This window comes from Protofrankia sp. Cr1 (assembly GCF_963555865.1).
Classification (GTDB): Bacteria; Actinomycetota; Actinomycetes; order Frankiales; family Frankiaceae; genus Protofrankia.
On record NZ_CAUVXO010000002.1, the window covers coordinates 46,907 to 58,980 of the forward strand.

The 12,074-nt window shown below is 65.8% G+C and carries 13 protein-coding genes and 1 pseudogene; 4 read left to right on the forward strand and 10 right to left on the reverse strand.

Going from position 1 to position 12,074, the window contains the following annotated elements:
• Positions 1–239: 239 nt before the first annotated feature.
• Positions 240–455: a hypothetical protein gene (locus U9980_RS00825; protein WP_322766246.1), complete on the forward strand. Its 216-nt coding sequence runs from the start codon at positions 240–242 to the stop codon at positions 453–455.
• 21 nt (positions 456–476) lie between these two features.
• Here U9980_RS00825 and U9980_RS00830 read toward each other — a convergent pair whose 3' ends face one another.
• The 6 genes from U9980_RS00830 to U9980_RS00855 all read right to left on the reverse strand — a co-directional run bounded on the left by U9980_RS00830 (position 477) and on the right by U9980_RS00855 (position 3,992).
• Positions 477–848, reverse strand: a complete 372-nt coding sequence (locus tag U9980_RS00830) for a hypothetical protein (RefSeq protein WP_322750548.1) — start codon at positions 846–848, stop codon at positions 477–479.
• A 306-nt stretch (positions 849–1,154) separates the two neighbouring features.
• Positions 1,155–1,946 carry an SAF domain-containing protein gene (locus U9980_RS00835; protein ID WP_322750549.1) on the reverse strand — a complete coding sequence of 264 codons (792 nt, stop codon included), beginning with the start codon at positions 1,944–1,946 and terminating at the stop codon, positions 1,155–1,157.
• Between the two features lie 227 nt (positions 1,947–2,173).
• Positions 2,174–2,584 (reverse strand): FmdB family zinc ribbon protein, encoded by a 411-nt coding sequence (locus U9980_RS00840; RefSeq protein ID WP_322750550.1) that lies wholly within the window; start codon positions 2,582–2,584, stop codon positions 2,174–2,176.
• A 163-nt stretch (positions 2,585–2,747) separates the two neighbouring features.
• The gene (locus tag U9980_RS00845) at positions 2,748–3,398 is read right to left on the reverse strand and encodes a 5-formyltetrahydrofolate cyclo-ligase (RefSeq protein WP_322750551.1); all 651 of its coding nucleotides are present in this window, start codon (positions 3,396–3,398) and stop codon (positions 2,748–2,750) included.
• A 1-nt stretch (position 3,399) separates the two neighbouring features.
• Positions 3,400–3,543, reverse strand: coding sequence for a hypothetical protein (locus tag U9980_RS00850; RefSeq protein WP_322752191.1), 144 nt, complete (start codon positions 3,541–3,543; stop codon positions 3,400–3,402).
• 134 nt (positions 3,544–3,677) lie between these two features.
• Entirely contained in the window at positions 3,678–3,992 is a 315-nt protein-coding gene (locus U9980_RS00855) for a hypothetical protein (RefSeq protein WP_322766247.1), read from the reverse strand.
• A gap of 85 nt (positions 3,993–4,077) precedes the next feature.
• Here U9980_RS00855 and U9980_RS00860 point away from each other — a divergent pair, with 85 nt between their 5' ends.
• Entirely contained in the window at positions 4,078–4,296 is a 219-nt protein-coding gene (locus U9980_RS00860) for a hypothetical protein (protein ID WP_322766248.1), read from the forward strand.
• Positions 4,297–4,694: 398 nt separating this feature from the next.
• On the opposite strand, the gene U9980_RS00865 is transcribed toward U9980_RS00860, so the two are convergent.
• Both U9980_RS00865 and U9980_RS00870 read right to left on the reverse strand, forming a co-directional pair.
• Entirely contained in the window at positions 4,695–5,240 is a 546-nt protein-coding gene (locus U9980_RS00865) for a BlaI/MecI/CopY family transcriptional regulator (RefSeq protein ID WP_322766249.1), read from the reverse strand.
• A gap of 1,073 nt (positions 5,241–6,313) precedes the next feature.
• On the reverse strand, positions 6,314–6,859 hold the full coding sequence (locus U9980_RS00870; protein WP_322766250.1) for a class IV adenylate cyclase: 546 nt from the start codon (positions 6,857–6,859) through the stop codon (positions 6,314–6,316).
• A 1,051-nt stretch (positions 6,860–7,910) separates the two neighbouring features.
• On the opposite strand from U9980_RS00870, the gene U9980_RS00875 reads away from it, so the two are divergent.
• Both U9980_RS00875 and U9980_RS00880 read left to right on the forward strand, forming a co-directional pair.
• Positions 7,911–9,518 carry a right-handed parallel beta-helix repeat-containing protein gene (locus tag U9980_RS00875; RefSeq protein WP_322766251.1) on the forward strand — a complete coding sequence of 536 codons (1,608 nt, stop codon included), beginning with the start codon at positions 7,911–7,913 and terminating at the stop codon, positions 9,516–9,518.
• Positions 9,519–9,633: 115 nt separating this feature from the next.
• Positions 9,634–9,765, forward strand: a complete 132-nt coding sequence (locus U9980_RS00880) for a hypothetical protein (RefSeq protein WP_322766252.1) — start codon at positions 9,634–9,636, stop codon at positions 9,763–9,765.
• 40 nt (positions 9,766–9,805) lie between these two features.
• On the opposite strand, the gene U9980_RS00885 is transcribed toward U9980_RS00880, so the two are convergent.
• Together U9980_RS00885 and U9980_RS28350 are read right to left on the reverse strand one after the other, a co-directional pair.
• On the reverse strand, positions 9,806–11,254 hold the full coding sequence (locus U9980_RS00885; protein ID WP_322766253.1) for an aldehyde dehydrogenase: 1,449 nt from the start codon (positions 11,252–11,254) through the stop codon (positions 9,806–9,808).
• A gap of 48 nt (positions 11,255–11,302) precedes the next feature.
• Positions 11,303–12,003: pseudogene (locus tag U9980_RS28350) on the reverse strand (alcohol dehydrogenase catalytic domain-containing protein).
• Between the last annotated feature and the right edge of the window lie 71 nt (positions 12,004–12,074).

The following is a 12,074-nucleotide window of genomic DNA, read 5'->3' on the forward strand; positions in this document are numbered from 1 at the left end:
GGGCCCTCGCACGATGAGGGAATCACAGCCGAGCCCTCCGAGTCCAGGCAGGCCATGTGGGCAACCGAGAAAGCGCCCAATTCGGGAACGACGCCCAAAACTCCCCGTTTACCGGGATGGACCTGACTCAGGCCCACAGCGACTCTATGTCCATGAACAAAAAAGCCGCACCACACGGACCCGCCGGACCACTGACGGGCGCGACCCTCCCTGCCGCGGGCGGCGGGAACCAGACGCGCGTGCGGGAAAGTGAAGATCCGATGCACGCGCGTCCGCCCCGGGGCGAATCGCAGGTGTACTCCATCACGGCCTGCGAAGGAAGTACCGTCTCCGATCTTTGTTGGCTGCTCGGCGAGCTGCCGGACCACGCCCGTCTCGTCGACTTCGCCAGCGATACCGATGTCACGCTTGTCTTTCGCACCGACACCGTCGCCGTGGACACCAACCGTGGCTGACAGCCGTGACCGAACCTCCGATCAGATCGGCGTGCGCTGTAGTTCCAGATCAGCGCGACTGTCGCACCAGTAGGGACCTTCGTCCTCCACCACATCCGTCATGATCACATGATGGCGTCCGACATGTCCCACCGGGAGCAGGCAGGTCAGTCCATCCACCCGGCATCCCGGCGCAGTGACCGTTGTGGGTGTAGCCCAGACCAACCACGCCTCCTGATTGCCCCAGCCCTGTAGAACCGCCATGTGCTTGTCGGGATGCCCGGTCTCGAGCGCACATGTGACCTCATCCGGTACCTCGTAGGCCGCCCCCGGGAGCCCGTCAAGCCGGCTGATGACCTCGTCGGGCACGCGTTGCCACACACCACAGGCACCATCGTCGATGGATATGCCCATCGTCGTTCCCTCCCCGCAAATACACCAAGAGCCGAGCGGCCTCATCGCGGCTCGTTCCCACCTGAGCAGGGTGACCGCGCCAACCACGATCGCCTCGGGATCGGCCGCGGTCTGCTCCGGTCGACAAGCTCCGATACAAGCACGCACAGGCCGGACCTCGCACACCGGGTGGGAACTTTCCGTTTTGTCTTGACTTCGAACAGTAACTGATCGTACGATGTTCCTGGCTACAGACCATCATCACGGTCGAACGGCTGCTTGCGGGGCTATGACGCTATGGATCAGTAGCGATATGGATCAGTAGTACTACGATGCTCGGCGCCCCAGCACGGTCACCGACAGCCTGGCGTGCACTGCCGCACCGGCAAGAATAGCCGCAACGCGTGGCGGCGCTGCTACAAAGAGCAGCGCGCCGTCAGTCGTGGCTACGACACCTTCCGCTGCATCACGGGGGCGGAGAACTGCTAGGACGGTGACGTCGGATGCAACGACCGTCGCGGTGCCGGCTTCGGTTGTCGGCCCTGCCGATGTGTCGCCGGTGGGCACCCCTGGCTGCCTTGTCGTCGACCCGTTCCGTGAGCTCGCGTCTGGCACGGCCATCTCGGTGGACGCCGCAAGCACGTCCACCCGATCACCGACGCGCAGGAACAGAACCGATCCGGCATCGCTGACGCGGACCGGTGTCGCGACCAGGCCAGCGGCTGCCTGCCGTTGGGTGAGCAGGCCGGGACCGAGGAACCGCGCATCGGTAATCGGTTCGCCACGACCGACCGGCGCTGCCAGGGTCCGCCCGACGGCTTCCTCGAAGCGCCGGGCGGTACCCACTGGCACGGCATCCACCGGTAACGACACGATCCGGACGTCGGTCGGGGCAATGATCGCCCCGCCCTCCAGCTCGCTGGCCGCCACAACCACCGCTGTGCCGGCCAGCGGTTGGCTGGATCGCAGGGCGCCGGCGGCAAGGAGCAAAGCCAGACCGGCAAAGACACCCGCAAGAACCCGCCGCCGGGCCCCAACCGCGAGCCGCCAGGCACGTACCTCCCCGATACGCGCAGTTGTGCGTCCGGCAAGCCACATCGCGACCTCCACGATCTTCACGAGTGAACGTGAAGATCACATTAGCCACCGGGTAGGAAGCAGTCACGACCGGAGTGCGCATTGTGGACAAAGCGCTGTCCGCGTACGCCCGAGGCCGTCTCCTGTGGAAATCCGACCCATCGCAAGTGCCCGGATTACACAGACCGGTCGCCGGTGCAGTCAGGGAGTCACCAACGACCTCGGGCTCCCACGGAAGCCCCGAAGGAGTCCGAGGGAGCCCGCATCGATCAGGCCGCGGCGGTACCCGAGCCGCCGGAGGAGCTGGTTGAACCAGAGGAACTGGAGGAACCAGCCGATGACGCCGTGCTCGTGGCCGTCGACGAGCCTGCGGCACTCGACGTCGCGTCCACCGAGCCGCCCCCCGCGGGCGCACCAGCCCCGACGGTCTCCTTACTGGATGTGTCAGCGCCGGCCTCATTGCCGACCTTGTCTTTCGCCCGGTCCCGGACTCCACCGCCACCGGATCGGCTGTCGGTCTTGTAAAAACCGGCACCCTTGAACATGATGCCGACCGGGCTGAACACCCGGCGCAGTTTGCCGCCACAGGCGGGGCACTCGGTCAGCGCCGCATCGTTGAAACTCTGCACAACCTCAAGATCCTGATCGCACGCGGTGCAGCGGTACTCGTAGCGCGGCACGGACTCCTCCCAGGAGTTAGCACTCGACTTCGGTGACTGCCAACTCTAACCCGAGACGGCACCTCCGCGTCGACGACCACCCTCAGACCACGATCCGAGCCGGCTGCCAGCTCCGCCGGCACAGCGTCAACGCCAATGATCACTACACCGCGCACCAATAGCGCTACCGCGGGTCCACCGACAAGCCGGCAGCCCCGCACCGCACCGTGGCACGCGGTGTGACAACGACATGGACGCCGATATCGTGGGGTTCGGTCGGCACGTGGGCGACCAGCTCGTGGTCGTGCACCATTGCCACGATCAGCGCGTCCGGTCTCGCGCGCCGCAGCGCCCGGTCGTAGGAGCCACCGCCACGCCCCAATCGCCCTCCACGCACGTCGGCCGCCAACGCCGGAACAACGATGACATCCGCACGGATAAGATCAACAATCACTGCACCGAGCGGAGGTTCACGAGTTCCAAAGGCGCCTGCAATCAGCGATCCGTTGTACTCACGGAAATCCAGGTCGAGATCGGGTCGCATCGACGGCAGCAGGACACCCACCCCCCGGGCCCGCAGCTGCCCGAGAAGCCGACCTGTCTCCGGCTCGCCGGGCAGGTTCACATACGCAGCCACGCAGCGCGCCGCGGCCACCTCGGGAAGATCCAATACGCGTCGGGTCGACGAAGCGGCGGTGTACGCCTCGATCGAACCCTCTGACGCCGATCCGCCACCCGCCCCGAAGTCGGTACGGGCGATCCGACCGGCGCGTGCCGCGAGCTGGCGCGCCCGCAGCTCGACCTTCAGACTGTTCAGAGCCTCATCCGCGGGCATGTCAGGACGTGTCGCGGTCGATGTGATGCGGTGGACGTTCGGCGCGCAGCCACTCGATGTCGGTGTCCGCGCCCTCCTGCGAGGTGTCCCGGTCGTCGCCCCATCCGATGTCACGATCGTCGTCGGAGCGTGCGTCGTCCCACACGAGCGTTCCTCCTTCCCAGTTCGGAAGCTTCGGACATCCCGTCCGGCCCGGCGAGCCCGGCGGGCTTCCCGCCGCTGCAGGCGGCCCATCTGCCCCACAGTGCTCAGCTGGCAGCCTCTCGGCTGACGCTCCGGTCATGTCGCGGTCCGCGCCGAGCCACCGTCGCCCGGCGAACCCGAATCCCCCGCGCCCTCCACAACACGTGCGATCGCGTCCGCGACCGCATCCAACGCGTCGCGCACACCCGCCGAGTATGCCTCGAAATCACCCTCTGACCTGCGCATTCCCTTCTCCGTCACGACTTCGGGTACGACATCGATCGCCGCCCGCACCGCGCGACGATAGCGGGGTACCGAGACTGGAGGGTCCCCTTGTGGATCTTGATCGTATGCCTCGTCGTGATCCAGCGTCGCCCGAACCACGTCGCGGCGGGTTACCGGTGCCACCATCCGTATCCTCCCAGAACATTTGCTGTTCAGCAAAACAAACCATAGCGGTGTGCTTGGCTACCAGCAAAGCCGTTACGCTGTTCCGGTGGACGACAGTGAGCGGCTGGTCGGCATCGGGGACATAGCCTTCCAACTGAAGATCACGCGCCAGGCGGTTGACTACTGGACGCGCCGAGACCCTCAGTTCCCTGCTCCGCTACAGGTCATCAACGCACCTACCGCGACATCCAAAGGCACCCGTGTGTGGCGCAAACGCGACGTCGACGCGTGGATCGTCGAGTACTACAGGCGGCGAAGGGCCTAGTCAGCCAGAGCTCTCGCATCCCCAGCGGCGTTCGGCAGTCCGAGCCCGGGTCGGCCAGGGCCGCCCGGGCTGGCGTGAACATGCCCTCTGGGGGTCGGATTCAACCAGTCAGGTCGCTGTCCACTGATGCAGATGCGGATGCGGATGTACGTGTGCACGTGCGGATGCGGATGCGGATGGGATGCCACCAACAGGCCACACTGGATTCGGGTTCATCACCGCCATCCGGACGGCAGGGCTTTGTCGACCGACGTTTTCGAGGTCATTTTCGATGACCTAATATTTTTAGGGGATTCGCTCATAAGAGTGCCCGGGAATAGGGGTGTGGATCAGAGATCGGGACTGGCGGACATGCATCGCAAGGTGGGAGCCATGCCCAGAAGATCCAAAACAGGATCTCAGGTCTGTCCGATCCCACCCGCTCCCGATCCATCCCCGTCACCATAAAGATCATGTGCCGGCTCATCGGTGCCACGCTCGCACGAGTCTCCGCCGGCCGCGCCGAGCACAAGCCACAGCAGCCGCACCTGCCGGGGCGAAAGACCGCTCACAAAGTGACGCAACGCCGCGTCCTGGTCGGCGACCTGACCCAGCAACGCAAGCATTCGTGCGGAGGCATACTCCTCCTGAGATCGGGTCGCGTGGTACATCCACACCCGCCGGACGCGTACCCGTTCGACATGCCCCTTGGTGATGAGACGCCCAAGTGTGGTGGCTATTGTACTGTGCGCGAGCCCCCCACCCAGGTTGTGCTGGATGGCGCCGGTACTCACGGGCATTCGAGCATCCCACAGCGCCGCGAGGACAGCTCCTTCGAGTTCGCCCGGCTGGCGGCGGATCACCGCGCCGGAGGCGGTCTGCGCCTGGTCGGTCTGTCCGGAATCGTTCTCCGGCCAGCCGGGATCGCCGTGGCGTCGTGGCGACCATGTGTCACGAGTGGTCAACAAGGGCCATCCTCGAAGGTTCGAATGACGGGGAGCGGCCGGCGACAGGGGGCGCGACGTCGCGGGTCGCAGCGCTGTCCCTCTCAGCCTGGCGGACGCGCGAGAACGGGCACCCGGTCGGACCCAGCCGATCGCGACCGGACCGATCGCGACCGGACCGATCACAGTCTGGATCCGAAATTGCCCGCGGATACCCCGGACGCAGCTCTGTGGACCGGCTCAGAGGCCGAGTACGCAGCGACCGCCAACCCTCATGATCGACAAGGTGGTGCGGCGGTCCCGGCCACATACGCATCCCGGCGGCCCCCGTCGGACCATGGCATAACGCAGGATCCAGCCTGGCGAACGCCTGCCGAAGCCGAACACACCGGCCGGCTGTCCCGCAGAACCGTGGTGTGCCGATACTCCTACCAGGCCGGCGGTCACCGTTGGGAAAAGAAGCGAAAGCACGCCACGCACGGCTCGGGTCGCAAGCGTCCATGCACGATCGATAGACCGCCGGCGCCACCGCGGTAGCCCGGCACGGCTCGTGTAACGGACGAAGTAGCCGAATGACGCGGCACGCCCGCAAGCGGGACCCGCCGACACCGATACCGCGCAGGCAGCTGTCCCGGTCATGCCTGGGAGCGACTCTCGAATGTATTTCGCTGTACCGCCGGCGACGGACCGGATGCGGACCAGCCAGCTCGACCAGACCACGGGATGCCCCGTCGGTCGACCACGAGCCCGTCCACCACGAGCCCACCCAGTCGGACCCGGCGTCGCGACATGTGCTGGAGCCCGCCCGTCTGTAGTTGCGTGCGCCCGAACTCGGCGCCTCACCTGCTCAACGAGCAGTTTATGCACCGGAGATGGAACAACGCAGGCACAACCCGACGGAAGCTCCTGTGCTTACGCCCTCAGGGTGAATCCCACCCGACCGACCCCGCCCCAGGGCAACGGCCACACAGGCCAACACCACAGACCAGCAGCACAGGGACCAACTCTGTACATACTAAACCGGTACAGACTAAACCGGTACAGACTAATCAGGATAAACCAGATCGATACCGAACAGGTCCACCGTGACGCACTCAGGCTGCCCGCAGCTGCGCCGTTCGCACCAGCGCGTCACACGTCTCCTCCGTACGCGTCACATCAACGCACAGGGAAGTCACGAATGCATTCAACGCCTCCTGGACGACAACCACCGACTCATGCGCGGGTACCGGACAGTCGAGCTCCAGAAACATACCCAGACCGTCCAGTTCATCGACGCAGAGTGATACGTCTCCCACCCGTGCCGTTCGCCGTGTCTTGGCCACCCGCACCGTCGGGCAGAAACCCATGTTCAGGATCGCCTGATGCATCTGGTCACGATCAGCAACCTCGGTCTCGTATGCATCACATGCCTGGGCATTAACAGTCGGCCGCCGCAACGCGAAAAAATGACGGTTGTTTATCGTACGAAGCCGTGGGAAGGAGACGCCCAGTCGGCTGTCGGCGAACGTCCAGCGATCGGGAGCGTACGCCTGGTCATCCTGAAAGAACGGCTCGCCCAGGTCGATGCCTCGTGCCTTGAGGGTCAGGAGGAGCGCCTCCCTGTCTCTCACATGGAACTTGACCTTAACCTCGCGCACACAAGCCTCCCCATCGTCTGTCCCGCCATCCCCCGACGCGACAGCCTGGCACATAACCGAACGACCAGAAGTGACACCCACCGCCAAAGCTATAGAGTCGGATGGACGTTGGACGCCAACGGAGTGGGCATGACCACATCTTTCTGGCGCGCATCTGAGCCGAGCCACGCGACATCAACCCTCAGCTGACAACCAGCAACAGTCAGCACACGTTCCACCCTTCCATCCGGCAGCGGCGCATTGGTTCGAGAGCCACTCGCTTCCATCCTCGGGCGCCCGCTCCATCCGTCGTCGTCGGCTCCCGTCATCCCACGCCGGTTGCGACGGAGCGCCACGTCACAAACATGTTGCACGCGAGCGGTGAGCGAAAACTCCGCTACCGCCACCGGATCAGCGACCCAACCGCCTCCGCGGCCAGGTCGAAGCCGAGCACCCGTCGGTCACGAGAGCGAAGCTACCGACATCCAGATGGTGCTCGATCTGGCGAGTTCGGGCAAGTCCGGCTCCCTTCCCGAAACCGGCCTTGCCAGATCACCCTCGTGCGACGAGGTCCCCGCGCCCACCTGATCGAACCCACCTGATCGAGCCCATGGACCGGTAACCCGGGAGATATAGCTGATATCAACGGGTCCCGCACCACGGCCACGATCGAAATTCGCGACGCATTCATCACGATTCGCAAGGTCTTCCGGAGGCTCGTCCGCCCGGCGATGGAAGCGATAATACAGAAGCGACGGAAACAGAACCGGCCGAGATGGGACCTGCCGACTCCGCTAAAGACATTTCAGGCGCGTCGGCGCAGATATCCCGGATTTCCGGTGGTCCCGCTTCAGCCAGCACCCGGTGGAACTATCCGGCCAGACCCCGTCACGCACCGGCGCCCTCCAGTGAGCCGTCCGCCGAACTGTGTGATCATATTTGCCGGCCGGCCCGCAGACTCCCGAGAAGCGCGAGCGAGCAGCGGAGAACCAGTCGGTCACGGTCACCTTCAAAGGCCCCAGTATGCTCCGGTACGGATCAGTTGCAGACATCGCACCACGGGGAGCAGCGGATGGGACCTACCTCAACGGACGGTCGCGCCCGCGACAACACCGACAGCGGCGGCGACAACGACGGCGGCTACGGCGACAACGACAAGACCGACAGCGGCGGCTACAGCGGTAGTCGCAGCGGCGACACCACCGCCGTCGCCCGACCGGCGAGACACCGGGAGGGTTTCCACTCGATGCTGAGCACGCGGCGCCGGCTGTGGCTGCCGCTCGGCGGCGCTATCGCGGCTGCCGTCGTCATCCTTGTCCTCCTCGTCGTCGTCCTGGGTGGTGGCGGCTCCTCGGCCCCGCACGCCGCCGGTACAACCGGATCCACGACCGCGGCGAGCCCGCAGACCTCCGCCGCTGCATCCGGCCGCTGGGTGCTTGCCGTCGACGCGCGCCCGCTGGACGGGCAGTCCGTGTCGGCCGGCATGGATGTCACCCTGAATCCGGGTACGGACACCCTTGACAAGGTCGAACGCGTCAAGTTCTCTCTCGACGGCAACACGGTGCTCGATGACCGGGACGCTCCGTTCACAGTCCATCTCGACGCGGTGGCCGCGGGCAAGCACACGCTGACCGCACGGGTCCGTACGAACACCGAGAGCGCCGAAGTGACAGCCGCCTTCACATCCACCGGGGACGGATCGACATCGGCCACGTCGGCTCCGGCCGCCGCGCCGACCGCCGAGGTACCAGCCGCCGTGCTGGCACAGGTACCGAACGCGCCTGATCCATTGCGGACGGTCCCGGTTTCCAATGCGGATCAACTGACCGCCGCGCTCGCGTCCGCCCAGCCGGGAGACCTCATCAATCTCGCGGACGGCAACTACAGCGGCCACTTCGTCGCCAGCCAGCCCGCGAACGCGAAGGCTCCGATCACGGTGCGCGGTTCCCGCAACGCGGTGATCGACGGAGGGTCGATCAAGGAAGGCTACGGCTTCCATCTCGACAACGCCGACTACTGGCGGCTGGAGGGCTTCACGATCCAGAACGGCCAGAAGGGGGTGATGACCGACCAGACCAGCGGCGCGGTCATCACCGGACTGCTGGTGCGCAACGTCGGTGACGAGGCCATCCACCTGCGGAACTTCTCCACCGACAACTTCGTCGTCGGATGCACCGTCAGCGGCACCGGCCGCAAGGAAGCCGGCTTCGGCGAGGGCATCTACATCGGTACGGCCAAGTCGAACTGGACGAAGTTCAGCGGCGGAAAGCCGGACAACTCCGACCGCAACCAGATCATCGGTAACACCATCAGCGGAGTCACCGCCGAGGCCGTCGACATCAAAGAAGCAACAACGGGCGGCGTTCTGAGCAACAACAGCTTCGACGGTTCGACGATCACCGGGGCGAACTCCGCAGACTCCTGGGTGGATGTCAAGGGCAACAACTGGCGTATCGAGGGCAACAGGGGTGTGAACAGTCCGAAGGATGGCATCCAGACCCATGTCCTGCTCGACGGCTGGGGCACGGGGAACATCATCACCGGCAACACCCTCGACGTCCGCGGCCCCGGCTACGGCGTCAGCATCGACAAGCCGGACAGGACCAGGAACACCGTCTCGTGCAGCAACACCGTCACCGCTGCGGCCAGCGGCCTGTCCAACGTGCCCTGCACCCGGTGAGGACGTGCGCCGCCCTACCCGTCGGATCCGGCTCATTGCCGTGGCCGCGCCTGTTGCCACGCGCCGCGCAAGACCAGCGGGGATAAATTCCCCGCGGTGCGGGAACGTGCTGACCATGGCGGAGACGAACCTCTCCACCATGGTCAGCACGCTGGCGTTCTTCGGGATGCAGGTGGCGGTGAACCGGGGTGCGCAGTCTCGGGCCCGGTCGCTGTCACCACACGAACCCGCCGGGTCAATATATTGATGTTGCACCCGGCGCTCTGCGCCGTCGGAAGGTTCCCCGGTCAGCCAGCCGGAACGAAGATTGACTTGACGCCCTGAAAGGTGTCGACGGCCTCCGGCCCGTACTCGCGGCCTAGACCACTGGTCTTGGCGCCGCCGTACGGCGCGTTTGCGTCCGGGGCGTAAAAGTTGATGCCGATGGTCCCAGTCTCGATCCGGCGGGCGACGTCCTGACCGTGGGCGATGTCGGTGGTGTAGACGGCTCCACCCAGGCCGTAGTCCGAGTCGTTGGCCAGCGCGACCGCCTCGTCCTCGTCGTGATAAGGCATGACGGCGACCACTGGTCCGAAGACCTCCTCCCGGCCCAGTCGTGAGGAGTTGTCCACGTCCGCGAACACGGTCGGCTCGACGAAGTAGCCGCGGTCCAGACCGGCGGGCCGCCCGCCACCGGTTACCAGACGGGCGCCATCGGCACGACCGACCGCGATGTACCCCTCGACCCGCTCCCGCTGCCGTTCACTGACGAGAGGACCGGTCGTCGTCCCCGGATCGAGCGGGTCCCCCACAATCAGGTCGCGCGCAATCTCGGCGAGAGCATCAACGACCTCGTCGTACCGGGTGCGCGGCGCAAGCACCCGCGAGAGCAGAAAGCACGTCTGCCCGCTGTTCATGAAGGACATTCCGGTCAGATTATCGATCACTGTATCCAGGTCGGCGTCCTCAAGGATGACGGCCGCGGACTTACCGCCCAGCTCAAGGGACACCGGACGCAGCAGTTCACCGCACAGCGCGGCTATCCGCCGGCCCGCCACCGGCGAGCCCGTGAAGGCAATCTTGTCGACGTCCGCATGCCGGACCAGCAGCTCGCCGGTGTCGCGACCGCCGGGCACGACGTTGAGCACACCGGCGGGCAGGCCGGCCGCTTCGGCCGCCTCGACAAGCAGGCAGGCGTCCAGCGACGACTCGGCGGCGGGCTTGACGACCGCTGTGCAGCCGGCGGCGAGCGCGGGAGCAATCTTCATCATTGCGAGGACCTGGGGGTAGTTCCAGGGCACGATGATGCCGACGACACCCAGCGCCTCACGCCGGACAACCGTGTGCCCGGGCCAGAAGACCGCGGGACGAACCTCCTCGCTGGGCCGTTCACGCGCCACGCCGGCATAGAAGCGCAGGACGCCGACGGGCGCGGTGACATTGTAGAAACGCGAGAACTCCAGCGGCTGCCCGATCTCGCGTGCCACCAACGACGCTAATTCGTCGCCCCGCTTCTCCACCTCGTCCGCGAGCCGGTCCAATACGTCGGCCCGCTCCGTCGCCGAGCTATCCGCCCACGGACCCTCGCGGAAGGCGCGCCGAGCGGCTGCCACCGCGGAATCGACATCATCCTCGTCGCCCCATGGTGCCGAGCCAAGCCGCTCCTCTGTCGTCGGGTTCACCAGCTCGATCGTCCGGCCGGATGACGGCACCCGCCACTGCCCGTCCACAAAAATTGTTTTCTGTTCGAGGTCCATCTTTCCTCCAGAACCGTAGTGGTCGGTTTTTCCCGGCGGCACCGGACGTCAGTAGTCGGCGTCGGTGTACACAATCATTCCGCGCAGATTGCGGCCCGCCCACATGTCCGCAAAGGCGGTATTGATATCGGCGTGCCGATAGGTGCTGGTGACCAGCTCGTCGAGTTTCACCCTGCCATCGCGGTACATCGCCAGCAGCCGCGGGATCTCGACCCTCGGGTTGCATCCACCTCTAACGTGTGGGTCGCGCCGAACCGGAGCGCGGCCTCCCGTTTGAACGCGATCGGATCGACGGCGATGACCCGGTGCGCGCCGGCCGCCACCGCTCCCTGGACCGCGTTGATGCCCACCCCGCCGATTCCCACGACGACAACTGGGTCCCCCGCCGGACGTTCGCCGTGGTCGTGGCCGAACCCCAACCGGTGGTGACACAGCAGCCGACCAGCGCCGCCTTGTCCAGCGGGATGTCATCATCGATCTTGATCGTGAACGTCTCGTGGACGGTCACGTACGGCCAGCTCCCGGACCCCCGGCCCCACCTTCGTGACAACGCCGGCGCCCTCATGCCCGCCGAGTGCGGGGAACGCCGGCAGCCGAAAGTCGCCGTTGGCCAGATGCGCGTCGGTGTGGCATATGCCGGTGGCTGCGACCCGGACCTGCACCTCGCCGGATCGCGGGTCACCGACCTCGATCTCCTCGATGCTCCACGGCTGGTCAACACCCCAGAGAAGGGCGCCTTTGGTCCGCATCTGATTGTCCTCCCTGTCTACGTGCCAACGTGCCAACGTGCCAACCGGCGAAGCCTCAGTCACGCGTGAAC

What these genes read in the sequence shown, in the direction of transcription:
- U9980_RS00880 (WP_322766252.1), top strand. Translation starts at nt 9,634, where the DNA reads ATGGCGGAGACGAACCTCTCCACCATGGTCAGCACGCTGGCGTTCTTC.
- U9980_RS00830 (WP_322750548.1), bottom strand. Translation starts at nt 848, where the DNA reads ATGGGCATATCCATCGACGATGGTGCCTGTGGTGTGTGGCAACGCGTG.
- U9980_RS00875 (WP_322766251.1), top strand. Translation starts at nt 7,911, where the DNA reads ATGGGACCTACCTCAACGGACGGTCGCGCCCGCGACAACACCGACAGC.
- U9980_RS00885 (WP_322766253.1), bottom strand. Translation starts at nt 11,254, where the DNA reads ATGGACCTCGAACAGAAAACAATTTTTGTGGACGGGCAGTGGCGGGTG.
- U9980_RS00845 (WP_322750551.1), bottom strand. Translation starts at nt 3,398, where the DNA reads ATGCCCGCGGATGAGGCTCTGAACAGTCTGAAGGTCGAGCTGCGGGCG.
- U9980_RS00855 (WP_322766247.1), bottom strand. Translation starts at nt 3,992, where the DNA reads ATGGTGGCACCGGTAACCCGCCGCGACGTGGTTCGGGCGACGCTGGAT.